This window comes from Desulfovibrio sp. MES5 (assembly GCF_002237645.1).
Lineage (GTDB): Bacteria > Desulfobacterota > Desulfovibrionia > Desulfovibrionales > Desulfovibrionaceae > Desulfovibrio.
On sequence record NZ_MJUZ01000048.1, the window covers coordinates 113,226 to 140,055 of the forward strand.

Consider the following 26,830-nt stretch of genomic DNA (forward strand, 5'->3'; position numbering starts at 1 on the left):
CGTTCTCCTTGATATGACTGAAAATTCATCTCGTGACGGCACTGTTTAAAACCTTAATTTGCTTCGCTAGAGTGCAGCGTCGCAACGTAGTATAGATTCTGCCGAAAAATGCGATTTTCGGCAGAATGACAAATTGAAATATGAAGTATTTCAAAGGCAGTTTGACCTGGTCTACTCCAATGAGGTTTCAGCTCTAAAGCAAGGGAGCAGATCTGAAGCAAGGGAGGGCAGAGGCCGCGCCTCACGGCGTCACACCATTTCAGAGTTTGCTTGTTCAAGGTCCGCGCAAGCGGCGCAATCTGGCGGCGATGAAACATCGGCAATCTCAAAGATTGCAGTCAGTGGGCGTGCGGGAGGCGTGAAGCGCGGCTGTTTTGCCGCCTGAATCTGGCTACCGGAAACCGGCCACAGCCCGTCCCTGCTTGAGGGCCACGCGACCCAGAGGCAGGTCGCGCCACCACAGGGCGGCCTCGCGTCCCTGAAGCCCTGTCTGGCGGCTCTGCCCGCTGAGCAGGGCGCTGATGTCGTTGATATCTTCCAGAACAAGGCTTGAGGCCGCGTCCGGCTTTTCGGGCATCAGGGCCCGCAGGCGCGGGGCTGCGTCCAGCCTGCCGCCGCCAAGTTTTCCCAGCAGCGCGCCCTGCCAGATGCAGTTCTGCGGCAAAAGGGCTGCGGCCTGGGCCGGAATGAAGCGTACGTGCTCGCCATACAGCACGGCCTCGCCAGGGGGCAGGAGGGCCGGGTCGCACGTGGGCCCGGCAAGGCAGTCCAGCGGCAGTGCCTGTCCTAACGCCTGGGCCTGCGCCTGACCGGGTGATTGGCCGGGCGCTTGACGGGACGCCCGGCCAGCCCTTTTGCGCCCAAAGCGCGAGGAACCGGGAAATTCGGAGTCCGATACAGACCTTGGGGAAAACCCGTCCGCGTTGCCGGATGCGGCGTCTGGCCCGCTGTCCATCCCACTCTCCATCTTGCTGTCCGGCCCGTTGTCCGATGCGCTACCTGCTCCGCCGTCCGGCATGGAGCCGGGCTTGCGCAGGCGGGCCACATAAAATCCCTGAGCCTGGGAGCGTGCGCCATCCACACGCAGGGTGCCTTCGCCGCCGGGCAGTTCTTCCCACACAAAACCGGGAATGGGCGCAAGATGCTCGCGCACAAGGCCCAGTTCCTCTTCGGCAAAGCGTACCTGATCTTCGTTTTCAGCCACATTGGTCGTGCAGGTTGAATAGACGAGGCTCCCGCCGGGAGCCAGCAGGCGCGCGGCATGGCGCAGCAGGCGCTGTTGCAGGCTGGTGAGAGTGTCCAGCTTGTCCCCTTGCCAGAGCTTGAGCACCTGCGGGTGCTTTTCGGCTGTGCCCCAGCCGGAGCAGGGCGGGTCAAGCAAAATGGCGTTCCACGAATGGGGGTGCAGGGGCAGGGCGTCGCCGCTGTAGGAGCAGGTGGCCGCCTGAATCAGGTTGCACTGGTGCAGGTTGGCGCGCAGCGTGCCCAGGCGCGTCGGCGAGGGCTCGTTGCCAAGCACAAAGCCGGTGCGCCCCACAAGTTGCGCCAGAAAGCCCGTTTTGCTGCCGGGGCTTGCGCACATGTCCAGCACAGAGGCTCCCACAGCCGGGGCCAGAGCCACGGGCGGCAGCATGGACGAGCGGTCCTGGATGTAAATATAGCCAAAAAAGGCCGCCAGCGAACTGCCCAGAGGGCGCGGTTCGGCCAGCAGGCGGCGGCACAGGGGCGAAAAGGGCTCAGGTTCGAATTCGTACCCCTGAGCGCGCAACAGGGCCTCCACGGCTGTGGTATGGCTATCCTCACAGACAATACGGAATGAACGGGCGGCGGGCTTGGACATGGCGGCATAGTATGGGCAGGCGGGCGGAGCCGCAAGAGCTTTTTGCCGGAAAATCCGTGCTGACGGCATTTTCAAGATGTTGCGTGGCGCGCCAACTGCGAGTATAGTGCGCCCGTGTGGCATCCATGCGGCGCCACGCCATCCGCGCCTGGCGCGGGTGGTCCCTTGGGCCTGACTGCTGCCGAATTTTTACGGCTGGCACGGCCCCAGGAAATCTGATCATCGGTTTTTTTGAGCTCCAGGCGTCACTACAGCCGTTGAGATGGCCGTATGGTACCCTACACCGATTTTTGCGACGCGCTACGCCTCAGAAACGGTCTTGCACGCCGTACGTAAAAAGCCGCCCTGATCGGAACTTCCTTTATTTTACCGGGAATCTGGCAAGATACCCAAGGAGAACGGAATGAAATTTGCCATGCGACTGACTTTTGCGGTCTGCCTCGCGCTGCTCGTCGCCGGGGTGATCCCGACGGCGCAGGCTGCAGCCAAGAGTGCCGTGGTGCTGCCTTTCACGGTGAACGCGCCGCAAAGCTACGCCTATCTTTCCAAGGCCGTTCCGGCCACCATTCAGGGTCGTCTGAACCGACCCGGTGTGCTTGATGTGCGTCCTGTCCAGGGCAAGGCATCTTCGCAGGCGGAAGCCAGCAAGATCATGCACTCCTCCAGCGCGGACTACGCCGTGTGGGGATCGGTCAATGTGGTTGGCAATGACTGCACCATCGAAGTCAACAGCGTGGACAAAGCCGGAAAAACCTGGAGCAAGACTGCCCAGAGTTCCGTGAGCGGTCTGACTGGCACTGTGCAGAACCTCAGTGCGGCCCTGGGCCAGGAAGTGTTCGGCATCGCCAGCGTGCGCGCTCCCGGCAGTACGGCGGCCTCCGGCCCCCGTGGCTCGGTGGCCCCCGGCGGCGACATCATCGCCAATGAAACGGGCCAGCAGCAGGTCTACCTGAACCCGCAGTTCCGCTATCAGGGCGCCGGTTCCGGCGACGGCTCGCGCCTGCGCAGCCAGCGTCTGCCCTACACCATGGTGGGCATGCTGGTGGGCGACTTCAACGGCGACGGCAAGAACGAAATCTGCGTGATGAGCGACAACCATCTGCGCATCTATTCCTGGGACGGCACAAGCCAGCTCAAGCTGCTGGGCGAAACCCTTGTTTCGCGCTCCAACCAGAACTTCTCTATGCGGGCCATCGACCTCAACCGCGACGGCGCCATGGATATTGTGGTTTCCACCTTCGAAAGCGAAAGCAACCGTCCTTACAGCTATTTCTTCAGCTTCAAGGGCAACAAGTTTACGCAGGTAGCAGAGCGCATCCCCTACTTCGTAAGCGTGCTGCGCGTGCCGCCCACCTTTGCGCCTACCCTCGTGGGTCAGGGATGGGATTCACTCAAGCTTTTTGCCCCCGGCGTCTACACCATGGTGAAGACCAGCGGCAAATACTCCTTCGGTTCTCGGCTTGACCTGCCCACAGGGGCCACTGTCTATAACGTGACATGGCTGCCCGGCGGCAAGAGCGGCAAGGGCGAACAGCTCATCATGCTGACTGACGACGAACGCCTCAAGGTCTTCCAGGGCAACGGCAATACGCTTGTCCATACCACCATGGAGCGCTTCTCCGGTTCGGCCACCGGCATGGACCACTACAAGGGCATGCCCGGCCTCGGCGTAGACAAGAACTACCAGCTGCCCAGCAAGTACTATGCGCCTATGAACCTTATCGCTGCCGATATCGGCCACACCGGCGAGTACACCCTGCTGATCAACAAGCCCATATCCACGGCTTCGCAGATATTCGACCGCTACCGCTACTTCCCGCAGGGCGAAATTCACGCCCTGTACTGGGACGGCGTGGGCCTTGGCCTCAAGTGGAAGACGCGCCGCATCCGTGGTTCCGTGGCGGCTGTGGATCTGGCTGACGTCACCAATAAAGGCACCCTTGATCTTGTGGTGGGGCTGAATACTTCGCCGGATCTCGGCGTGGGCAGCCGCCAGTGCATGATCACGGCCTATCCGCTGGACGTTTCGGCCACAGACCCCAATGTGCCGGCTGATATGAGCGACTTTGAAGTGAGCCCCAACTAGAGCATTTAAGCGTTGAAAAAAGTTACATGCTCTGATGCTGCACGAGAGTGCGGCGCGCCATAACGAGGCGTGGATTCAGCCGAAAATCGGATTTTTTCGGCTGAATGACAGGTTGAAATGTGAAGCATTTCAAGTGGTAAATGCTCTAGATAACGTCGGGCGCGGACAGCCCGCCGCAGATCGCGAGGGCTGTCCGCCCCTGGCAAAGCCCCTTTTTCGGGGCTTTGCTTTTTCATCAGTACACGGCAAGGAGACGGCATGCGCATCCTGGTGATTGGTTCCGGTGGGCGGGAACACGCCCTGGTCTGGAAATTCATGCAAAGCCCCGGCGTGAAGGCGGTCTTCGCCGCGCCCGGCAATGGGGGAACCAGCAGGGAGGGCGCGGTCAATGTGCCTGTTTCTGTTGACGACCTGGACGGGCTGGTGGCCCTGGCGCGCAAGGAAAAGATCGATCTTGTGGTGCCCGGCCCGGAACTTCCCCTGACTCTGGGCATTACCGACCGCATGCGCGAAGCGGGCATAGCCTGTTTTGGCCCCGACAGTTACGGCGCTAAGCTCGAAGGCAGCAAGGCCTTTGCCAAGGAAATCATGGCCAGGGCCCATGTGCCCACCGCGCACTGCACCGTGTTCAGCGATGTGGAAATGGCCAAGAACCATGTGGCCAAGGTGGGCGCTCCGCTGGTGGTCAAGGCCGACGGCCTGGCCGCTGGCAAAGGCGTCATCATGGCGGGCGACTCGCAGGAGGCCCTGCAGGCCATTGACGACATCATGAGCGCCAGGGCCTTTGGCTCTGCGGGCGACCTCGTGGTGCTGGAAGAATGCCTTGTGGGTGAGGAAGCCTCCTTTCTGTGCCTGTGCGATGGCGAACGCGCCGTGCCGCTGCCCTCGGCCCAGGACCACAAGCGTGTCTTCGACAACGACGAAGGTCCCAATACTGGAGGCATGGGCGCGTACAGCCCCGCTCCCGTTCTGCCCGACGACATGCTGGAGGAAATGGCCGACCTCACCGTGCGGCCCATCCTGCGCGAGCTCGCCAAGGACGGCCACCCCTTTGTGGGCGTGCTGTATGCCGGGCTGATGATGACCGCCGACGGCCCCAAGGTGCTGGAGTACAACGTGCGCTTCGGCGATCCGGAATGCCAGCCCATGCTCATGCGGCTTGAGGGCGATCTGCCCCGTATCATGCTGGACTGCGTCGCGGGCAAGCTTGATCCCACCAGCATCGGGCAGAGCGCCAAGACGGCTCTGGGCGTGGTCATGACCGCAGAAGGCTACCCCGGCGCGTACACCAGGGGCGTGTCCATTACCGGCATCAGCGAAGCGGACGCGCTGCCCGGCGTAAAGGTTTTTCACAGCGGCACAACCATCAAGGATGGCGCGCTGGTCTCCAACGGGGGCCGCGTGCTTTGCGTGACGGCCTTGGGAGATGACCTCGAGGACGCGCAACGGGCCGCTTATGGGGGTGTTGAAAAAATTCGCATGGACGGCGGCTTTTACCGCAAGGATATAGGGCAGAAGGGCATTAACCGGCTGAAAGACAAGTAAGCCCGCAGCCGGCAGAGCATGTTCACATAGAGCGCTTTTATCCTGAAGGCGCTCTGGGGAAACGCTGATTTATTCCGTTTGGCGGCGTTGCTTCACTTTTTTTGAAACAGTCGAGGACGGAAGAGCCCACGCCTGCTTCAAAAAAAAGATCGCGCCTTGCCAAATGAAACAACTGCGCGTTTCCAACAGGTTCTTTAATCAGTGTTTTCTTAGATTACCCCCGGCCCAGAGCCGGATACAGAGGATACGACATGGCGCAAGTGGTCATATTGATGGGATCGCAGTCTGATGAAGACAAGGTTAGCCCCTGTGTTGAAGTGCTGAAAAGTCTTGGGATAAGCTGCTTCATCACGGTCAGCTCCGCCCACCGCACTCCCGAGCGCACAGAAAAGCTGGTGAGCGAGCACGAAGCCGCAGGCGCGCAGGTGTTCATCTGCGCTGCGGGCATGGCGGCGCATCTGGCCGGGGCTGTGGCCGCGCGCACCACGCGCCCGGTCATCGGCATTCCCGTATCCAGCGTGGCCCTTGGCGGCATGGACGCCCTGCTCGCCACGGTGCAGATGCCCCCAGGATTCCCTGTGGCCACCGTGGCTCTGGACAAGGCCGGAGCGCGCAACGCCGCCTGGCTTGCCGCCCAGATTCTGGCCCTGTCTGATCCGGCTCTTGCCGACAGGATCAGCGCTGCCCGCGCAGCGATGCGGGCTGACGTGGAAAAGGTCGGGGAAGAAATCACCCGCAAATACGCCTGAGTCGCAGCGCCGCCGGGCGCGTCCACCAGGTGATTCGCCGCTCTCTGCATCCAGAACGATGTCACGTTGAGAGCGCTGCCGCTTTGAAACACTTTGTGGGGGAGGGACCTTTTTGCATAAGGGTCTTCTCCCCCACGTCCCCATCCCCTAACATCTTTATTGGCTTACAACCACGTTGTTTAAGACCATACAGAACGTCCGGCGTTACGGAAGGTGCCTCGCGGCACGCAGCTGTAACGCCGGACATTTTTATGCTGCAGTGTCAGCGCTATGTGCGGGCCTGCGCAGTGACGCCATGCCGCGTCTCCGCCGGTTCGGATGGGTAGCGAAGCTCGAGCAATTTAGTTTGAAGTGCTCTGGCGGCTGCGGGAGCAGGGATAGCTGCGCGGGCAAAAACCGTCAGGCCACTGTGGCGGGCTGCAGGGTGATGGGGGCGGGGCATACGGAGTCTGCCAGGTGGTTTGTCGCAGCCCGGCACGCCAAAAACGAACCACCGCACAAGGCGGGCCGTAACCATGCTGGCTCGGGTTTTGCCAAAGGCTTTTCGGGCCGTTTCCGAACCAGGTTTTCCAGGTCAGACTTTTCGGGCCAGACTTTTCAGACCAGCTATGGAATACTATTCTCTTGCAAAAATAGTACGGCTATTGATAATGGTTAGGTTATATTATGGGGCAATCCATTGCACCTGCCGTGCGGAGCCTCATGTCAACTACATGTTTTTAATGATTTTTTATAAAAATCCTGATGCCGAAAAAATATAATACTACATAATTTTTGTTTGCGGTCTATTCTATCCTCTGGCGACACAGCACAATCATCACAGGAGGCAAAATGCTTTTACGCTTATGTGCTTGCCGTTCTCGCTATTTGGGCGCCATGCTCCAACTTCTGCTGCTCTTTATGTTGGCGTTATGTGTGCCGTCAAAAGTAAGCGCGTCAGGCGCTGACGGTTTTAAAACCGAAGAATACTGGAACAGCACAGGCCTGGACTTTATTCACGCCGCAGACGCCTATGCTTTAGGATACACCGGGGCAGGCATAACACTGGGAATTATTGATACTCCAGTGCTTTTCTCCCATCCCGAGATGGCTGGCAAGCTGGTTGAGGAGTATATGGGCATAGACCCGCGAACCGGGCAACCCTATATACCCGTATGGGAGCGAGACACGCACGGCAGCCATGTGGCGGGAATTATGGCGGCCCTGCGTGACGGCATAGGCATGCATGGCGTGGCCTTTGACGCCAGCCTGGTATCGGCGCCCTACCTGGGGTCTGATGAGAAGAACAAGTCAGTAAATTTGTTGATGCCAAATCTGGTTGAATTCTTCGCGTCGCGGCCAGAAGTTCGCATCATCAACAACAGCTGGGGCGGTTCGTATTACCCTTCCATTATGCCAGGGCATGACAATCCAACTCAAATCCGTAATGGATTAGGAGAAGATTCAGTACTCGGCGCCGTTGCGGATCTGGCGTTGGATTACAATAAGGTTGCGGTATTTGCCGCTGGTAACGACACCCAGCAAGCACCGAGCATGGAGGGTGTATTGCCACGGTACATTCCGGAACTCAAATCCTGGATCAGCGTGATATCATTGGATATAGAGCAAATTTCAACTGCCACGGACGGCACCCGCACCATCAGTCCGACCGGTGTTAGCTCGTTCAGCAATTTGGGTTCCACGGCGCAACTTTGGAGCGTATCCGCTCCTGGCAGCAGCATCAATTCACTCAATTCAGCTGATGGCGGGTATACGCTGATGGGCGGCACCAGCATGGCCGCGCCCTATGTGAGCGGCGTCCTGGGGCTGGTGCAGCAGGCTTTTCCCTGGATGACGGGCAAACAGCTGGCCGATGCTGTTTTGACTACGGCTGACAATACCTTTGTTGCACCGACGCATCTTGTGCAGTTTGCCTCCGACAATAACGGGCGTCCTGATATGGTGGTTATTACCATTGTGGACAACGCTGTTCCCACACCCACGGATGCAACAATCGAGGATTGGATTGACGACGCCTACCCATTTCAGCCCGGGTTGAGGGCGATCCTGAAAGGCCTGTTAACTGATGGGAAGAAAGTCATCCAGGATCTGTCCAGAGAAGAAGCGTTTGGTCAGGGTCTGCTGGACGCGGGCAAGGCCGTGCGCGGCATCGCCCGGCTGGACGCCAACCGTATGACAGCCAACGATGTGGTGGCGCTGCCGGAGCTTGGCCTGGGAAAGCAGGCTCTGGAAACATTTGACACCCAGGGTTACGTTGCTGAATTCAGTAACGATATCACGCAAAGAGAATGGGAGGACACCTACCATCATGACGACTTCAAAAGTACCATTGGCGTAGACGGCAAGGCACTGAATGGTTTGGACGTGGGCCTGCGCAAGACTGGCGCGGGTTTGCTGGTTCTCAGCGGAACAAATATTTATAAAGGCGCTACAGTGGTGGACGGCGGCGGTCTGGCCATCAGCAAGAGGACCGACGGTACTGGCGGCATACTGCAAAAGAGTAGCGTGCTCGTGCGTCAGGGCGGCACGTTGCTGGGTGACGGCGAGATACAGCAGCGTGTCGTCAATTCCGGAACGGTGGCCCCAGGCTATCGCGGACTGACGCTTACGGTGCACGACTATACCCAGAATGCCGACGGGACACTGCAAATAGGCATTACCGCCGACAAGCGGTATTCCGTCCTCAGCGCGGACAGTGCGGATATCAATGGTGCGCTGCGCTTTTCTCCCACGCCGGGATTCTATGCAAACGGCTATGGCGTAAGCGTCAACAGCGTGCAGGCGACAAGCCTCAGTGGCAATTTTGACAGTGTGGGCATGGCCTCTGCTTCTCCCACTCTCGGTTTCAATGTCGTCTCAAGCAGCACCGTGGGCGCGGCCTCAGTAACACAGCAACGTGCGTATAACGCCTACAGCCGTTATGCCGACAGCGCCACTACTTCCAGCATGGGTCGGGCTCTTTATCTGTTGGCTGATCAGGCCACGGGCGACATGCAAAACCTGTTTCAGGCGTTGGACTGGACCGATGCCTCCGGAAGTGGCGTTGCTCCAGCCATGCAGCAACTGAGCCCCAGCAGTTACGATGCCGTGGCGCGGGCGGGTCTTGAGGCGCAGCGTCAGCTCAATCTGCTTCTGGTGCAGCGCTTTCTGGGCGGCAGCGCTCCATTGGCCGGAGCAAGCGGCTCTGGCATGTCCAGTGGGGACGCGGCTTCCGGCTGGCAGGCCTGGGCATTGCCATTCGGCAGCTACAGCAACATGAACGCCAACAGCGGTTCGGCGGGTTTCACCTCATCCGGCGCGGGGCTGGCCCTTGGCGTTGACCGCCAGTGGGACAGCGGCCTTACCGCAGGATTGGATGTGGCGATTTCTGGCCGCCGCGCCTACGTGCATTATGCGGGTGAAGCCAATGCCAAAACCCTTGCCGCGTCTGTGGGCGGGCACGTCCACTTCAAGCCGAACTGGTGGGACGGCGGGTATATTATGGGCATGGCCCGTGTGGGTTTTGAAGACGTCAGCATGAAGCGCACGGTCAATTTCAATGGTTACCTGCGCAATCATGACAGCCGCTGGACAGGGCTTACCACCGATGTTCTGGCAGGCGGCGGCAAGGACTGGGGCTGGACAACAGCCTGGGGGGGCGTGGAAGCCGGGCCGCTGGCCTGGCTTGAGTACAGCCTGAGTTCACGGCCTGGCTTTACAGAAGGCGGGGCGGGCGCGTCGGCCCTCAAGCTGGACGCGGCTGCTTATGACAGCCTTTCTTCGGTATTGGGCGCACATGTGAGCCTTGCGCGCACGCTGGAAAACGGCACCAAGCTTTCGTGGGATACGCTGGCCGGTTGGCGGCACTACTGGCTTGACGGAACATTTAACAGTGATGCCAGTTTCAAGGGATACGGGACAGGTTTTGAGAGCCAGTCAGACATTCCGGGGCGCGACGCCATGCTGGTTCAGACCGGCTTGCGGGCGACCCATGCCAGCGGCTTTTTCGCGCAGGTGGCGCTTGGCGCGGAATTTTTCCGTTCGCACAGTTCCTCTTGTTCCGGAGGCATCAGCCTTGGGCTGGAATTCTAGAGCAGCCCACCATTGAAGCTGGCTGGCCGCTCGCGGGGACGTTGAAAAATCGTCCCGTGAGCTGATTGCCGCACGGATGGGCCGCGTCTGCGCGTTCACGCCAAGCGTCCGCCCCGTTGAAGCAGTTTCAAAAAGATGGGGCTCTGGTGCGCATCGCGTCAGGGGCGGCAGCGCTGCAGAGCAAATAAAAAGGCCGCCGGGCACATGAACCGGCGGCCTTGTCTCGGGGCAGGTGGGGTATCCTGCCCTTTGTCTACGCATTGTCTATGCATTGCCGAAATAGGGCGGACGGCGCGTCTGCGTGTCGCCGCTGACTCGGAAAATCTGGACAGTGTAGTGTCCAGTGCCGCCGCACGTGGGGCAGGCGTCCGTCACCAGCAGGCAGGACGCGTCCAGTTCCAGCGGGTCAATGCCCGCAATACCGAGAATATGTGTGGCCTTGCCCTGCTCCCACATAACCGGCGAACCACAACGTCCGCACTCCACATAAAGAAGTTCAGGGTCATAACCCTTTCCAACAAGGGGGCCGCGCAGAGGTTCGGCAATGGCCTTGAGCGTGTTGTTATGCATTATTCCCTCCCTCAGGCCCCGGCGCACTTTGTCCGCGCGTATGGTCGCGGTTGCGGCGCGTCCTTTGAGCCTTACCTTCCATAGATAAGCACCTCTGGCTGCAAGGCAAGCCCCGTGGCGCATCCGGGCCCTGTTTTTTCTCGCGTGGCGGTGCGGCTTGCCATGCGCCAAACGGGCGTTTACAGTGGGACCATGTCTGAAAATAAACGTCATATACGTCTGCTGCCGCCTGAGCTGCGCAACCAGATCGCCGCTGGCGAAGTGGTTGAACGGCCCGCCAGCGTGTTGAAGGAACTGGTGGAAAACAGCCTGGATGCCCAGGCTGGCCAGATAGATGTTTGCCTTGAAAACGGCGGTCAAAGCCGCATCAGCGTGCAGGATGACGGTAGCGGCATCCCCGCTGAAGATCTGGAACTGGCCGTTACCCGTCACGCCACCAGCAAGATTGCCTGCCTTGAAGATCTGGAGCGCATCCTGTCCTACGGTTTTCGCGGCGAGGCCCTGCCGAGCATAGCCTCGGTGTCGCGCTTTTCCATCACCTCCGCCCATGCCGGGGAGGACGGGAATGTGAAGGCGCACAGGGTGGAAGTGGAGCACGGTCTGCTTAAAAGTTCCGGCCCGGCGGCCCTGCACAGGGGCACTCTCGTGGAAGTGTGCGACCTTTTTTCCAATATACCAGCCCGCCTTAAATTTTTAAAGACCCCCTCCACGGAGTTCAAGCGCGCCCAGGACTGGCTGGCCCGTCTGGCCCTCACCCGGCCCGAGGTGGGCTTCAGCCTGCATTCGGGCGAGCGCGAGGCCCTGCGTTTTCTGCCGGGGCAAACGCTTGCCGGGCGGCTCGCCATACTGTGGCCACGGCTTGTGGTGGACGCCCTGCGCCCCTTTGACGGCCAAAGGCACGGCATACGCGCGCACGGCCTGGCGGCCCTGCCCAATGTGAGCCAACCGCGCGGCGACCGCATCCTGCTCTATGTCAACGGGCGCTCCGTCACGGACAAACGCCTGCTGGCCGCCGTGCGCGAAGCCTACAAGGGCCGCATGACCAGCCGTGACTATCCGCAGATAGTGCTTTTTGTGGAAATGGACCCGGCGGAAGTGGACGTGAACGTGCACCCGGCCAAGAGCGAGGTGCGCTTCAGGGACGAATCCGCAGTTTTTTCCGCAGTGCTGCACGCTGTTCAGGCAGCGCTTGTCACATCCTTTGACGTGGCGGATGCCGCCTGGCATGACGCGGGCGCGGCGGCTACGGGGGAGGCTGTTCATGCGGCTGCGGAATCCACAGGCGCTGGCTCGCGTCCTTTGGGCTTCTGGGGGCGGCTCGACAATCCGCCGCTTGTGGCGCGTCCGGAGCGGGACGATCTCGTGGACGAGGGCCAATGGCAGGCCACCGCGTCTTCTACTGCAGCCGCCACTGCGCCCGCCGCCGTATACGCCCAGAACCCGTCCCACAGCTCAGGGCAGATGGACGGCCCTGCCAGCCGCTACGGCCACAATCAAGGCTGGGAGCACGAATCACAGCCGCCCACGGGCCCGGAACACGGGGCACTATCTTTCGGCGCGGCGGCGCATGGCCAGGCGCACACCGGGGAACAGCCCGGTGACGCCGGGGTTTTTGTACGCCCTGAGGGCGCGAATGCAGACCACGGAAGCATGGCGGAGGACGGCGCAACCTATGGCGCTGGCCCTGACGCCGGAAGTTTTGGTGCGGACGCCGCCGCGTACACAGCCGCACCGTACGCTGATGGCGAAAGCGGGCGGGATCGCCAGCCCCTGCGCGTGGAAAATGTGGAGTATCTGGGGCAGGTGGCCGACACCTATCTTGTGCTGCGCGACAGGGCCGGAGCCCTGCTTTTGCTGGACCAGCACGCCGCGCATGAGCGCATACTCTACGCGCGCATGCGTCGGGGCGGTTTTGCGGGATCAGGTCAGTTGCTGGCCTTGCCGCTGGAAATGCCCCTGCACGCGGCAGAGCGTGAACGCCTTTTTGAATTGCGCCCCACGCTGGAATCCCTTGGTTTTGTGCTGGAAACCTCGGGCAGCGGGCTTGAGGTCAGGGGCATGCCGCCCGTGCTTTCGCGCGCCGAGGCCCGGGACTTTCTGCGTGAAGCGCTGGCGGGCCGTAAGGACGATCTGGCGGACATGTTCATATCCATGTCCTGCAAGGCTGCCATCAAGGCCGGGCAGCGCCTCACCGACGACGAGGCCGCCGGGCTGCTGCGCCAGTGGCTGGCCACCGATGACAGGGAGTATTGCCCCCACGGTCGCCCCTGCATCCTGCGCTGGGACGCTATGGAGCTGGAAAAACTGTTCAAGCGGCGGCAGTCGTGATGTGGCGTGGTTGCGCGCTGGCGCGTGCGTGTTGAGAGTATTCGCAGACAGAAGAATGTGATGACTTTACGCCAAAAAAAGGAGCACGCTGAGAGTGCTCACGCCCGGGGAAATATACTCTGACTAAAGAGTGGCTGGCATTTGGCCTGAAGGATGCCTGAAGTCATTGGACTGACGCATTGACGTCAAACGCCGCCTGTATTCGCCAACCCGGCTTCTCGTGAAGCCTGTAGTCTGGAGAGTTCTTATGGAAAAGAAATATTGGCTCCTTAAGTCGGAGCCGGGATGCTATTCTATAGACGACCTTGCGGCCGAGCCTGAGCAGACTACCTGCTGGAGCGGCGTGCGCAACTATCAGGCGCGCAACTTCCTGCGGGATCAGATGTCTGTGGGCGACATGGCCATCTTTTATCACAGCGTCACGGACCCTTCAGCCGTGGGCGTGGCCCGTGTTGTCAGGGCGGGCTACCCGGACCCCACGGCCTGGGAGCCGGAAGACGAGCATTTTGACCCCAAATCGACGCCCGAAAGGCCGCTCTGGTATGCGGTGGATGTGCGCTTTGTCAAAAAATTCGCCAATGCCGTGCCGCTCAAGGCCATGCGTATGGATCCGGCCCTGGCGGGGATGGAGTTGCTGCGCAAAGGGTCCAGGCTTTCGGTTATGCCCGTGAGCAAAGCAGAATTTGAGATTGTTTGCAGAATGGGGGACCCGCTGGGCGCGTAGGGGGCTGCCGTTCAGGCTGGCAGCGCCTTTTTGAGGAGCAAGGCATATTTTTGCCGTCGTCGGAAACGTTTTCGACGCTAATGACTGAGCAAATCACGTCGGGAGCAGCGGCCTGGGTTGTTCGGGCAGGAAGCAGCCGTTTTTTATGTATTCCTCTGTGTACTAAGATTTTTGAGGCTTACCTATGAAATTTTGCTTAAATCTATAAGTAAACGCGCTGAAATTGTTAAAGAAATGAGTTGGTTCACCCAACAGGCAGATGGAATGTTGTAATGTTATACGAAGAATACAGTCACAAGATTGCTCAGATTTTTATTTTCTGACATGCTTTGCCTACTTTCCAATCACAAGCGAAAAATAGTGTCGCCCGTCGGATATAGACGGCATGCCATTTTCGATGTCATTTCTGACTGCGATTCATATCCATTGTAGTTTTTTGGTGTCAAATCTTGCAACGACACTGTCCAGCGTGAAAAAGCAGAACGCTTTCATTCAAAATCAGTAAAACAATATGGGGGCAGATTTGCGGGTCATATTCGCGCACGAGATAGGTGCCGCGTAGTTAAAACCTGATCTGACAGGCACTAACACAGCAGAATTCTTATTTTACGTGCGCTTGCAACTAAAGTGTTCCAAAATGATGTTGTCATCTGAGAGAAATTACCATGTTGCATCATAAGCTGTACGTCTTGCCACCTGTTTTTGCGGCTCTGCTCCTCCTGTTGCCGCTGCATGGCCTGGCCGCCACTGTGGAGTATAGTTCTGGAACGCATCATTACGTTATCGGCAACCCCGTCAATGCGGGTGACAGCGCCGGCATGGGCGCTCAGGACGACCCCCACGCGCTTGTCCAAAATGCCAATGCGTCTGGCAATACCGTGACCGTAACGGGTGGTACGGTAAACTGGGTCATCAGCGGCGGCTGTTATATTGATACATACCGCGCAGGTGCTGTGGCCAACGACAACCGGGTGGACATCACAAATTTCACTGGTGGAGAGAAAACTCGGGTTTATGGCGGAGCTGCCTGGTCTATGGCAAATACCAGCGGCACCACCGTCACAACCACGGGCAATAGTGTAACCGTCAGAGGGGGGAGGTTCTACGGCATTTACGGCGGCTTTGCTTCCACCCTTTACGGTTCTGCTTTCACCCTTTACGGCTTTGCCCTGTCTGGCGGCAACAGGGTGCATGTTACCGGCGCCAATGTGGATTTCATTAGTGGCGGCGAAGCCCATACAAGTGGTAAGGAGGCCATAGCCGCGGGAAATGAGGCGATTGTCATAGACAGCACAGTCACCAATGACATTTATGGCGGCTTTGCTTTTGCCCCTTTTGGCGCCGCCCGTGCTGTGGGCAATAGCGTAATCCTCAGCGGTGGCGCGGTAGGCGGCGATATCTATGGCGGCGTTAGCGCACTTTCTGTTGACACCGACATGGGCGGTTCGGCCACGGGCAACAGCGTGACCATCAGCGGCGCTCCCAACCTGGCAAAAAGCAGACTTTATGGCGGCATTGTCAGAAATGGAACAGGCCCTCTTGTGGTTAGAGACGGAGATGCCTTCAGCGGCAACACCCTGAATATGGAAACATCGGGCCTGACCGTGCAGGGCCTGTACAATTTTCAGAATATCAACTTCTACCTGCCCTCCTCCCTGGCGGCGGGGGATACCGCACTCACCACGACCGACGAGGCGCGTCTTTCTGAAAACAGCGATGGCACAGGCAGAAAGGCCACAATCAACGTGGGTGTTGCGGGCGGTGCCGCACCGCTAAAAAATGGGGACCATGTGGTGCTCATCAACGCCGGAACGCTGACCGGCACACCCGCCAACAGCACGGTCAACAGTCAGGGCGTGACCCTGCGTTATAGTTTCGACATTCTGACTCAGGGTAACAAATTGCTGGCCACTGTCACCTCTTCCAGCCTGAACCCGCAAGCTAACGCTCTGTCAGAAGGATTTATCGGCGGCATGGCCATGACGTTGCAAGGAGCGGATCTCGCGGCGGGCAAGGGTATGGAGTCTGCCGTGCAGGCCTCTTCCGGTACGGGTGAGAGCGGGTTTGCCGGGTTCGGCGCGCTTTCTGGCGGTTCACTTCGCTTCAACACCGGTTCGCATGTGGACATGAGGAGCCTGTCTCTGCTCACTGGCCTTGCCTGGGGCGTTGATTGTACCCTTGGACGCTTTACAGTGGGGCCTTTTTTTGAGTACGGCAATGGCTCGTACAATACCGCCAACTCCTTCAGCAATGCCGCTGACGTGGACGGCAACGGCAACACGTACTATCTGGGCGGCGGCCTGCTGGCCCGTATGGATTTCGCTCCCACTGGCCCCGGTCATTTTTATACCGAAGCCAGCGGGCGCGCAGGATCGATACACAATAAATACGACAGCTCAGACCTGCGCGACGCCACCGGGCGCGAGGTGGAGTATGACAGCGACACGCCGTACTACGGGCTGCATTTCGGCGCAGGCTATATATGGAAGATTACTGACGCTGCCAGTCTTGACCTGTATGGCAAGTACTTCTGGACGCGGCAGACGGGCGATTCCATCAGTCTGTCCACTGGCGACCCCATAGATTTTGATGATGTGTACTCCAGCCGTCTGCGGTTTGGTTCTCGCTTCGCCTACCTGGTAAATGAATATGTCAGCCCCTACGCTGGTGTTGCCTGGGAACATGAATTCGACGGCAAGGCCCGCGCCTCCACCAATGGCTTCAATATGCAAGCCCCATCCATGCGCGGCGATACCGGCATTGGTGAGTTGGGCCTGTTGCTCAAGCCCTCCCAAACGCTGCCCCTGTCCTTTGACCTCGGTGTGCAGGGGTATACGGGCAAAAGAGAGGGTGTGACAGGCAGCCTGCAGGCCAAGTGGGAGTTTTGAAGTATAAACTGCAGCAACTGCCAAAATCTATAATGGCCTGTCCTTTGAGAGGGGATTTTTGTGCCCTGCGGGCACGGGGGCTTACTCATTATTATTGTTTTGGCCGCCTGCGCGGCGTGCGGCAAGGCGGGGTCGGTTATAGGGCTGCGCCCCCTTCTCGGCCCCCCTTGCATCCCCCCGAAGCACCCCGCTGGGGTTTTCCAGCTTCCGACATTTCGCGATGGCTGCGCGGCTTTTGCTCCGGGAGCTTCCTCGCTCCGCTCGGCGATCTCCCTGCGCGCCGCACAATGCCAGCGTGCGACTTCGCGCTGCATGCGAGTTTTCATGTCAGGGCATGTTCACCGAAGGCAGGAGGTCGTCGCATTGGCTGCGGGAAGTCTCAGGAATGGCGGCTGGTTGATGGGGAAAAGTGCGTTGTGAGCGTGCGCCTTCACGCTGAATGGGAGATCGTGCAAGAGGCGCCAAGCCACGATCGTGCGCCGAAGTCGTGCGGAACGCTGACGTAAATGTTTCACTGTGAGCGGCAGCGAGGTGAAATATTTACATAACATAGTGAAGTTATTCTATCATGCAGCCGATGTTGTTTTCATTGTTGGAAACCTCGAATAGAGGTATCAATTTCTCATGAACGGCATCACGTATTACTATACAGATTCAGCCAATATAGAACTCGTCCTTACCAGTGGCGAGCCGCGTAGCTATCCTTGGCATATGCATACGCAGCATTGGACGGTCGGCTTCGTGACTTCTGGAGCCATAACGGTGGCGACAGAGGCTGGCCCCAAAAAGCTGAGCAGCGGTGAACAGTTCTTTATACAACCGTACGAGCCGCACAGTCTGGTTGTGGCTCCGGAAAGTTCACTGGTTGTTTTTTGTGTTGAAAACAGGAGCGCATTTTCTTCTAGGGATGAGATCCTTCAAGAAGTTGTGTGTCGGTCGCCTTGCCTGCAGGGGCAAGGTGGTTCACTCATGCAACAATTGGATACTTGTTTGGAGCGCGTGTCCTCCGCAGAAAATAATCACATAAATTTATTGGATAAATGTGATTCCCTCCTTTATCGATCTGTTCAGGCTGTGGTTTCTATCGTGCTGGAATATCCTGACAAGTTTGTTTCCATCAGGCAAATGGCTGAATACGCCGGGTACAGCCAGTGGCATTTCTTGCGGGCCTTTCAAAAGTTTACCAGCATGACGCCGCATGCGTTTCAGCTTCTTTGCCGCTTACGCCTGCTGCGCAGCATGCTGCGGGCGGATACGGAAAGCGCTGCCGCTGCCGCATCCGCCGGTTTTACCGACCAGAGCCATATGCATAAGGTCTTCAAGCACCATCACGGTATGACTCCCGGGCAATTCAAGCAGGCCAGCTTCAGGCTGAAACTGTGATGAATTTGGCAAAAAGGTAGAGCCCTTCTTCGCCAGCTCTCACTTCGTGTTGTTCATCCCTGCGAATAATAGCCATCACGCCAGGGGTATAATGAATTTCACCCATCTCTGTCTGGCAGGCGCCGCTTCCCCCGATAATCTCGTGCAGTTCGATGCTGTTGGGATGCGTGTGCATCCCGATTTTATGGTTCGGCTTGATGCGCACCAGGTGACACGTGAACAAGCCAGCAGTTTGTGCCGGTGTCACAATGTTTTTTAAGGATACCCCGGCAAAATCCTTGTGCTCGTTCCAGGGGCAAAGCCCGATATCCAGTTGCTTGCCGGATTCAGCCAGCATTCCTGTTTCAAACTCTTGAAATAAATTCTTTTCCATAGCGTATGCCTCCTTGCGATAAACGGTATGGAGACATAGTAGGCAGCCAGCGCATAAGCCTATTGTAAAAAATTGCGTTTTTCGCAAAAAAGCAGAAATCCTCGCCAACAAAGCTGCTTTGTCAGCCCGATACGCAAAAAACCTCAGCCCAGATCAGGCGCGGTTTCCCTTTGCGGAGATCCGGCTGCCTTATGACGCTGACGGGTTGTGATGGGATGGATTATGATGCCGCTGGATTATGGTGAAATAGTTATAATGCTGGCAGGTTATGATGCCGCTGCCTTATGATCCCGTAGGTTATGACGATGGCTTGCCGCGCCTACTTTCCGCCCTTATCCGGCTTTTTCTCCACCCCGTCGCCCTTGCCGTTATTCACCCGCTCCGGCGCATCTTCCTGCTGGGCAAGGGTAAAGAGGCGGCCCCGCTGCACGGCCTGCCTGCCGAATTTTTCGCGAAGGTTGTCCAGGGCGGCGTCCAGCTTTTGCCTTTTGGCCTCAACCTGAGGGTCCAGATTCTGCCCCGCGGCCTTGCCCGTGCCGGGCAGAAAAAGCTGGTTGGCGGGCGCGTCAAAGCCGGACACGCCAAGCCCGATGAGGCGCACCGGCTGCGGCAGGGGCAGTTCGGCCAGCAGGCGGCATCCTGTCTCGAATATGGTTTCCGTGGCGTTGACGGGTTCCTCCAGCGTGCGGGAGCGGGTGATCTGCTTGAAGTCGCAGAACTTCACCTTGAGGGTGATGGTGCGGCCCTTGTAGCCGTGCCTGCGCAGGGAGGCCCCCACGCGCTCGGCATGGGCCATGAGCATGCGCTGCAGAAACGTCCTGTCCCGCGTGTCCTGAGCAAAGGTGCATTCCGCGCTTTCGCTCTTGGCGGCGCGCTCTGTCTCGACCTTGCGGCTGTCGCGCCCGTGGACGCGCTCATAAAGCACAGCGCCCCATTTGCCGAAGCGCCGTTCCATAACTTCCGGGCTGAAGCGGCGCAACTGCCCCACGGTTTTGATGCCAAGGTCTTGCAGGCTCTGCACCATGCGCTTGCCGACGCCGGGGATCTTGCCCACGGGCAGGGCGCACAAAAAGGCGTCTACGTCTTCGGGGTGCAGTATGAAAAAGCCGTCAGGCTTATTCACCTCAGAGCATATCTTGGCCAGAAATTTTACCGGGGCCGCGCCCACAGAGCAGGTCAGGCCGCCAGTGACTTCCACGATGCGGGTTTTGATGGCCGCCACAAGGGTTTCCAGCGGGCCAAAAAGGCGCTCAAGACCAGTGGCGTCCACATAGGCTTCGTCCACGCTGGCGGGCTCCACAAGGGGTGAAAAATCCCGCAGGGCGTCCATGATGGCGTGGGAGAGTTCGCTGTATCGCGAGTAACGTCCGCGCACAATGATTGCCTGCGGGCACAGACGCCGCGCCACGACCATAGGCATGGCCGAATGCACGCCAAAGGCCCGCGCCTCGTAGGAACAGGTGGAGACCACGCCCCTGTCGCTGCTGCCGCCCACAATGACGGGCTTGCCCCGCAGGTCGGGGTTGTCCATTTGCTCCACCGAAGCGAAGAAGGCGTCCATATCAATATGAATAATCATGCGGCGGCCCTAGAGCAGTTAACTCATTTCATTCGTAAACTGCTCTGTAAGGTTTTTCCTGAAAATCCTTGTCACGAAATACGGGCAGGCAGACTTTTGCCTGCCGCACGCGAGCACTTCAAGTGTTAAATGCTCTGACGGGTCTTAGGTCGCGCTGCCAGCGCGCCTGGAAGAACGTTTTGCAGGGGATAGCATCCTTGCGGGCTCGGCGGGGGCCGCGCCTGCGCATATGACTATTTGTGGAGTGCTTGCAGGTTAACACGGGGCGGCCAGGCAGGGCAAACGTCGGCCAAGGGGGCGTTGGGAGCGCAGCCCGGCTGAAATTCCCGCTTCAGTTCAGAAGGCCCTCTATATCATGCCAGAATATACTAAGAATTTTAGGGGGAGGGGGGAGGAGACCCTTTTGCAAAAGGGTCCCTCCCCCACAAAGCATTCAAAAATACAATGAGGTCTGTACCTAAGGAAGCACTGATTAAAGAGCCTCTGGAAACGCTTAGTTATTTCGTTTGGCAAGGCGCGATCTTTTTTTGAAGCAGGAGTGGACTCTTCCGTCCTCGACTGTTTCAAAAAAAGTGAAGCAACGCCGCCAAACGGAATAAATCAGCGTTTCCCTTAATCCAGTTTCAGGCGAACCCTTTCAAGCTCCGTCTGCACAAAGGCTTCCGGCGAGCCAAGGTAGCGCAGCAGATATTCCGACATGCCCAGCGCCACTTCGCGCTCGCCGCTGAATACGGCGGTAACGCCCTGCTGGCGCAGTTTGCGCGCATCGCCCACAAAGGACGTGTGCACAAGAATGCGCACATCGGGGTTGACGGCGCTGGCAATGGCCGCCACATCCGAGGCGGGTATGCTGGGCGTGGTCAAAAGCAGGGCTTCGGCCCTTTCAAGGCCAGCCTCGCGCAGCACTTCGGCCTGCGCGGCGTCGCCGTGAATGATGGGCAATCCCTTGCCGCGTTCTTTGCGCACGGTGTCGATGTTCATTTCCACCACCACGGGCGTGATGCCGCTCTCACGCAAAATGCTGCAGCAGCTGCGGCCCACGGGGCCGTAGCCGATAACCACAATGTGGGGCTTTCCGTCATCCGCTGTCTCGACGAGCGCACTTTCAGCGGGCGCGCCGTTTTTGCTTTTGGCTTCGATCCAGCGCGCCACGCTCTCAAGTTTGCGGAAAATCATTGGGTTCAGCGTAATGGAAATCATGGCCGCCGGAATGATGGCATTGTTGACCCTGGCGTCAAAAATGCCAAGGGTGATGCCCATGCCAGCGAGAATAAAGGAAAATTCGCCGATCTGCGAGAGCGCGGCCGAAACAGCCAGACTCAGCCGCAAGGGTTTGCGAAACAGGGTGGTCATGGCCAGCGCGCCCAGAGGTTTGACCACCATGATGACAAAGAGGGTCACCAGCATGAGCGGCCAGTCCGTAAGCAGAGCCACTGGATCAAAGAGCATGCCCACTGAAACGAAGAAGAGCACCGCAAAGGCGTCGCGCAGGGGCAGGGCCTCGGCGGCGGCGCGCGCGCTGAACTCGGACTGCCCCACAACCATGCCCGCCAGAAAAGCCCCAAGGGCCATGCTGGCGTCAAAAACGTAGGCGGCTCCCACGGCGATGCCGAGGGCCAGGGCTATGACGGCCAGGGTAAAGAGGTCGCGCGTGCCCGTGCGGGCCACATAGCCCAGAAACAGGGGAATAAGCTTTTGCCCCACAATGAGGGTAAAGGCCGTAAGCCCGGCCAGTTTGAGCAGGGTGAGGCCAAGGGCGCTCCAAAACTCGCCCCCGGGGCTGAGCACAGCGGGCAGCAGCACCAGCAGCAGGATGGTGAAAATGTCCTCCACCACCAGCCAGCCCAGGGCCACGTGCCCCGTATGGGTGTGGAGCTGGTGATTGTCGGTGAGAACGCGGGTGAGCACCACGGTGCTCGCCACGGATATGGCCATGCCGAAGATGGCTCCCGACATCAGGGAAAAGCCGAAGAAATAGTGCAGCAATACCATGCTGGCCAGGGTGGCGGCGGAAATCTGCACGGCAGCGCCGCTGAGGGCTATGGCCCCTACGGCCAGGAGGTCCTTGAGGTGAAAGTGCAGCCCCACGCCGAACATAAGCAGGATGACGCCGATTTCAGCGCACTGGGCCGCCGTGGCGGCATCGGCTTCGAATCCGGGCGAGTACGGCCCCACCAGAATGCCCGCCAGCAGATAGCCCACAAGGGGCGAAAGGCGCAGCTTTTGGGTGATGAAGCCCAGCACCATAGCTGCTGAAAGGCCGCCCGCAAGGGTCAGTATGAGGTCAGTCTGGTGTTCCACGGCTATTCCTCCTCGCCGGCCAGCCACTGCAGCCAGATGCTGCGGCGGCGCGGGCCGTCCCCTTCGCACAGATAGACGGACTGCCATGTGCCGAGGCACAGTTCGCCGTTTTCCACAAAAAGGGTCAGCGAGGGGCCGTGCAGGGTGGCCTTGATGTGGGCGTCGCTGTTGCCTTCGGCATGGTGATAGTCGCCAAGGCGGGGAACAAGCCCGCTGAAGAAGGTCAGCATGTCGCGGCGGACGTCGGGGTCTGCCCCTTCGTTGACCGTGAGACCGCAGGTCGTATGCGGGCAGAAGAGCGCCAGCACGCCGTTGCGCCAGCCTTTTTCAATGGCGTTGCGGCGCACCACGCTGCGCAGTTGCGAGGTGATGTCGCGCATGTCGCTGCGGCTTGTGGTCTCAAATTCCAGACTGAGCACGGCCGCCTCCTTGGGGGGTCAGATTACGGCAAATTCCAGCAGGTCGGACCGGGCGATGCGGTCCAGCTCTTCCCGCTGGTTTTCGGGAGTTTCAGTAAACAGAAAGCCAAACAGGCCATACCGGGTATAGTCGTTGCGGCGCAGGCAGAGCACCTTTGCAAACCTTTGCGCCAGAGCCTCGTAGTCAAAGTCGCGTACGGGCGGGCAGTTGGCGGGCTTGTTCAGCGCCATGAGGGTATAAAGCTTGCCTTCCTTGCCTTTGAGGATGTTTTTCCAGTCCGGCTTCGTGCCTTCAAGAAAGCAGCCGTAGGAGTGGAAACCCCAGGCAAAAAGGCTTACGTCCGTGCTGCACCAGCCGGCAAAGCGCAGGGGGTTGAACTCGATGGGCAGGATGCGCCCGGACGCGTGGCGGCGCAGTTCCACATGCGCCGGAAAGTTGCGCAGGCCCAGCAGGGCGTTGACCCTGTTGAACCAGTCCTCAAATTCCGCCAGCCTTTCGTGGATGATGGCCGCGCTGCTGTAGTAGAGGCGGTCGCTCACGTCATCGTCGCCGGTGAACTCATGCCGCAGGATGTTGCAGATGACGGCCTGTCCGTCCTGGTCAAAGTATACATCCACGGCGTATTCATCGCCATCAATATATTCTTCCAGCAGCCAGTCGTTGCCGTCAACCACCGATTGCGGGTACTGCGCGGCCCACCGTTCCGTTTCTGCGGCAATGGCGCTTTTGGCGGCACGCCAGTCTTCGGCGTTGCCGATGCGGTAGACCCCAAGGCTGAAAAATCCCACGGCGGGCTTGAGCACGCAGGGCGTGCGCAGGGCTTCGAAGGGCAGGGCCTGCATTTCTGCGAGGTTCAGGCGGCGGTAGTAATAGTTCGGGTCCAGCGGGCGCAGCAGTTCGCGGGTAAGCGCCTTGTTCTTGAGCTTGGCTATGGCTTCGGCCAGGGCAGGGGAGCAGTGCTCCGTCACCCAGGTCAGGGAATTTTCGGAGCAGGTGTACAGGCGTGGGGGGGCTGCCGCGTTCTGAGCCTGACTGTGCCCCTGGCCATAATCCTGGCCCTGTCCGCCGCGCAGCATGGCGGCAAAGCAGGCTTCGGGCACGAGGTTGAGCCCCTGCCTGTCCTGCATTTTACGCTCGGTGGAACAGGCCCGCGCCATGTAGTTATCAAGTACCGGTTCCTGCCGGGCTGCCGCATAGGCCAGCAGCTCCGGCGAAACATAGGGTTGGTCGAGAATGATCATTCGCCGCCCAGCACGCGGAAGTACACCGCGGGTTCTTTGAGCAGACCCGCGTCAAGCGTGCGCTGCAATGCGTCGCTCATGGCCTGAGCGGTTGTTTCGTGCGTCATGAAGACCAGGGGCACGCCCTGACCTTCGTCGGACTTCTGGATGACCTGGGCCATGCTGATGCCCTCGGCGGCCATGCAGCCCGAAAGGTCGCGCAGCACGCCGGGGGCGTCCTGCACCATCACGCGCACGTAGTAGCACGAGCGCCACTCTTCAGGCGGCACAATGGCGGCCTTGGGCAGTTCCTTGCTCACAAAGCCGGTGTTGTTGGGGCGTTCATCGCGGGCAACGGCCAGCAAGTCGGCCAGCACGGCCCCGGCGGTGGGCAAGTCGCCCGCGCCGCGCCCGTGGAAGAAGAGCGGGCCGGAGGCGTTGGCGTCCACGCGCACGGCATTGTATGCGCCGCCCACGCGCGCCAGCAGATATTTGTGGTAGACAAGGGCGGGAAAAACCCCGGCTTCAAGGCGTACCGGCCCGTCGCCGCAGTCCTTTGCGTCGGCCTTCTCTTCGGGGCAGGGCACCTGACGCACCTGGCCGATCAGCTTGATGCGGTAGCCGAATTCGCGGGCCAGGCGGATGTCCAGGGCAGAAAGGCCACGTATGCCGCGCACCGAGAGGGCCGTGTATGGATAGTGCACCCCGTAGGCCAGCCGGATGAGCAGAATGAGCTTGTGCGCCGCGTCGTGACCGTCGATATCCAGGGTGGGGTCAGCCTCGGCGTAGCCCAGGTGCTGGGCCTGCTTGAGGGCCACGTCAAAATCCAGACCGTTGGAGGTCATTTCGGACAGGATGTAGTTGCTCGTGCCGTTGAGAATGCCCATGAGGGACTGAATGCGGTTGCCCGTGAGGCTTTCCTTGAGGGCTTCCACAATGGGCACGGCTCCGGCCACGCTGGCCTCGTAGCGCAGGATGCGCTTCTTGCGGTCAGCTTTCTGAAACAGCGCAAGGCCTTCTTCGGCCAGCAGGGCCTTGTTGGCGGTGACAATGTGCTTGCCCTGGTCAAGAGCGCGATCAATGAGGTCACGGGCATGGTCAATGCCGCCCATAAGCTCCACCAGCACGTCGATTTCGGGATCTTCCGTGAGGTCGCGGGGATTGGTGGTCAGTTCCGCCCCATCGGGCAGGGGGATGCTGCGCGCCTTCTTGGCATTGCGCACCAGAACCTTCTTGAGCAGGATGTCCCGACCGGAACGGCGGCGGATAAGGTCCGCGTTTTCCTCGATCAGGCGTACCAGGCCGCCGCCCACTGTGCCGAATCCGGCCAGGCCCACTACCAGTGGCTTGTCGCTGTTTTTGGTCATGATTTCTCCGAAAGTGCCCGGTAGCAAAGCCGCAACTGATAAGGCACCGGTTTTGACAGAGGCCGGGCAAGCCCGGCCTCTGCGTTTCTATTCTCCTACGTCATGCGCCAACGGTTCTCAATATCTGAAAGCGCGGAACAGGCATGTCATGGCAATCCGCTCTAGTCGGCTGTGCCCGACAAAAGCTTGCGCATGCTGCTGACGGCCTGCCGCGTGCGGTGTTCATTTTCAATAAGGGCAAAACGCACGTATTCGTCGCCGTAGGAGCCGAAGCCAAGACCCGGCGAGACGGCCACATGGGCCTCGGTGAGCAGCAGCTTTGAAAATTCCACGGAGCCCATCTTGCGGAAGGCTTCGGGGATGCGCGCCCAGACAAACATGGTGGCCTTGGGTGAAGGCACTTCCCAGCCGATGCGGTTGAGGCCGTCGATAAGGCGGTCGCGCCGTTCCCTGTAGACGTCGCAGATGTTCTGCACGCAGTCTTCCGGGCCGTTGAGGGCCACGGTGGCGGCTATCTGCACGGGCTGGAAGATGCCGTAGTCAAGGTAGCTCTTGATGCGGCCCAGGGCGTGGATGAGGTGCTTGTTGCCCATGCAGAAGCCCACGCGCCAGCCGGGCATGGAGTAGCTTTTGGACAGGGTGTAGAATTCCACGCCCACGTCCTTGGCGCCTTTTGCCTGAAGAAAGCTCGGGGCCTTGTAGCCGTCGAAAACAAGGTCGGCGTAGGCCAGGTCATGGATGACCCAGATATTGTTTGCCTTGGCGAATTCCACAATCTTTTCAAAAAAGGCCAGATCCGTCACCTCTGTGGTGGGGTTGTGCGGATAGCAGAGGAAAAGCAGTTTGGGCTTGGGCCATGCCTGACGTGTGGCGGTCTCAAGGTCTTCAAAAAAATCCCTGCCGGGGCCGATGGGCACGCTGCGCACATCTGCGCCCGCAATGATGGGGGCGTATTTGTGTATGGGGTAGGTGGGGTCGGGCGCGAGCACCACGTCGCCGGGCTCAAGCATGGCGAGCGAAAGGTGGGCGAGGCCTTCTTTGGAGCCCATGGTCACGATGGCTTCGCTGTCCGGGTCAAGGTCCACGTCAAAGTGGCGCTTGTAGCGGTCACAGACGGCCTTGCGCAGGTTGGGTATGCCGCGCGAAAGGGAATAGCGGTGGTTGACGGGCTTGAGTGCTGCCTCTGCGAGCTTTTCCACAATGGGTGCGGGCGTGGGGATGTCCGGATTGCCCATGCTGAAGTCCACGATGTCGATATTCTGCCGACGAAGCCGCATCTTGAGGTCCCCCACCACAGCGAAAACGTAGGGGGGTAGGCGGCGAATGCGTGAAAACTCTTCCATTGTCTTGCTCCCAGAGCATATTGATTGTCCCGTCAAAGGCAAA

The 26,830-nt window shown here is 59.4% G+C and carries 17 protein-coding genes; 8 read left to right on the forward strand and 9 right to left on the reverse strand.

The window, feature by feature from the left end:
- Positions 1–391: 391 nt before the first annotated feature.
- Entirely contained in the window at positions 392–1,840 is a 1,449-nt protein-coding gene (locus BCS36_RS11825; RefSeq protein ID WP_291303125.1) for an RsmB/NOP family class I SAM-dependent RNA methyltransferase, read from the reverse strand.
- A 403-nt stretch (positions 1,841–2,243) separates the two neighbouring features.
- Between BCS36_RS11825 and BCS36_RS11830 the strand changes: the two genes are divergently transcribed.
- From BCS36_RS11830 to BCS36_RS11845, 4 genes are all read left to right on the forward strand, one after another.
- Entirely contained in the window at positions 2,244–3,926 is a 1,683-nt protein-coding gene (locus BCS36_RS11830) for a VCBS repeat-containing protein (RefSeq protein ID WP_291303079.1), read from the forward strand.
- A 258-nt stretch (positions 3,927–4,184) separates the two neighbouring features.
- Entirely contained in the window at positions 4,185–5,471 is a 1,287-nt protein-coding gene (gene purD, locus BCS36_RS11835; RefSeq protein ID WP_291303080.1) for a phosphoribosylamine--glycine ligase, read from the forward strand.
- A gap of 251 nt (positions 5,472–5,722) precedes the next feature.
- Positions 5,723–6,220, forward strand: coding sequence for a 5-(carboxyamino)imidazole ribonucleotide mutase (gene purE / locus BCS36_RS11840; RefSeq protein ID WP_291303081.1), 498 nt, complete (start codon positions 5,723–5,725; stop codon positions 6,218–6,220).
- A gap of 915 nt (positions 6,221–7,135) precedes the next feature.
- A complete protein-coding gene (locus BCS36_RS11845) occupies positions 7,136–10,291 on the forward strand; it encodes a S8 family serine peptidase (protein WP_291303082.1) in 3,156 nt (1,051 codons plus the stop codon).
- Between the two features lie 264 nt (positions 10,292–10,555).
- Here BCS36_RS11845 and BCS36_RS11850 read toward each other — a convergent pair whose 3' ends face one another.
- Positions 10,556–10,861, reverse strand: coding sequence for a hypothetical protein (locus BCS36_RS11850; protein WP_291303083.1), 306 nt, complete (start codon positions 10,859–10,861; stop codon positions 10,556–10,558).
- A 192-nt stretch (positions 10,862–11,053) separates the two neighbouring features.
- Here BCS36_RS11850 and mutL point away from each other — a divergent pair, with 192 nt between their 5' ends.
- The 4 genes from mutL (at position 11,054) to BCS36_RS11870 (ending at position 18,184) form a co-directional block, all read left to right on the forward strand.
- Positions 11,054–13,189, forward strand: coding sequence for a DNA mismatch repair endonuclease MutL (gene mutL, locus BCS36_RS11855; RefSeq protein WP_291303084.1), 2,136 nt, complete (start codon positions 11,054–11,056; stop codon positions 13,187–13,189).
- A gap of 247 nt (positions 13,190–13,436) precedes the next feature.
- Entirely contained in the window at positions 13,437–13,913 is a 477-nt protein-coding gene (locus BCS36_RS11860; protein ID WP_291303085.1) for an EVE domain-containing protein, read from the forward strand.
- A 665-nt stretch (positions 13,914–14,578) separates the two neighbouring features.
- Positions 14,579–16,801 (forward strand): autotransporter outer membrane beta-barrel domain-containing protein, encoded by a 2,223-nt coding sequence (locus tag BCS36_RS11865; RefSeq protein ID WP_291303086.1) that lies wholly within the window; start codon positions 14,579–14,581, stop codon positions 16,799–16,801.
- 624 nt (positions 16,802–17,425) lie between these two features.
- A complete protein-coding gene (locus BCS36_RS11870; protein ID WP_291303087.1) occupies positions 17,426–18,184 on the forward strand; it encodes a helix-turn-helix domain-containing protein in 759 nt (252 codons plus the stop codon).
- Here BCS36_RS11870 and BCS36_RS11875 read toward each other — a convergent pair.
- From BCS36_RS11875 to BCS36_RS11905, 7 genes are all read right to left on the reverse strand, one after another.
- Positions 18,168–18,557: an AraC family ligand binding domain-containing protein gene (locus BCS36_RS11875; protein WP_291303088.1), complete on the reverse strand. Its 390-nt coding sequence runs from the start codon at positions 18,555–18,557 to the stop codon at positions 18,168–18,170. The genes BCS36_RS11870 and BCS36_RS11875 overlap by 17 nt on opposite strands.
- Positions 18,558–18,876: 319 nt before the next feature.
- Positions 18,877–20,136, reverse strand: a complete 1,260-nt coding sequence (locus BCS36_RS11880; protein WP_291303089.1) for a DNA polymerase IV — start codon at positions 20,134–20,136, stop codon at positions 18,877–18,879.
- 612 nt (positions 20,137–20,748) lie between these two features.
- Positions 20,749–22,437 carry a cation:proton antiporter gene (locus BCS36_RS11885; protein WP_291303090.1) on the reverse strand — a complete coding sequence of 563 codons (1,689 nt, stop codon included), beginning with the start codon at positions 22,435–22,437 and terminating at the stop codon, positions 20,749–20,751.
- Between the two features lie 2 nt (positions 22,438–22,439).
- On the reverse strand, positions 22,440–22,856 hold the full coding sequence (locus BCS36_RS11890) for a secondary thiamine-phosphate synthase enzyme YjbQ (RefSeq protein ID WP_291303091.1): 417 nt from the start codon (positions 22,854–22,856) through the stop codon (positions 22,440–22,442).
- Between the two features lie 18 nt (positions 22,857–22,874).
- A complete protein-coding gene (locus BCS36_RS11895) occupies positions 22,875–24,098 on the reverse strand; it encodes an ATP-grasp domain-containing protein (protein WP_291303092.1) in 1,224 nt (407 codons plus the stop codon).
- A complete protein-coding gene (locus BCS36_RS11900; protein WP_291303093.1) occupies positions 24,095–25,444 on the reverse strand; it encodes a homoserine dehydrogenase in 1,350 nt (449 codons plus the stop codon). Before BCS36_RS11900 ends, BCS36_RS11895 begins: the two co-directional genes overlap by 4 nt.
- Positions 25,445–25,605: 161 nt before the next feature.
- Positions 25,606–26,787, reverse strand: a complete 1,182-nt coding sequence (locus tag BCS36_RS11905) for an aminotransferase class I/II-fold pyridoxal phosphate-dependent enzyme (protein WP_291303094.1) — start codon at positions 26,785–26,787, stop codon at positions 25,606–25,608.
- Positions 26,788–26,830 lie beyond the last annotated feature (43 nt).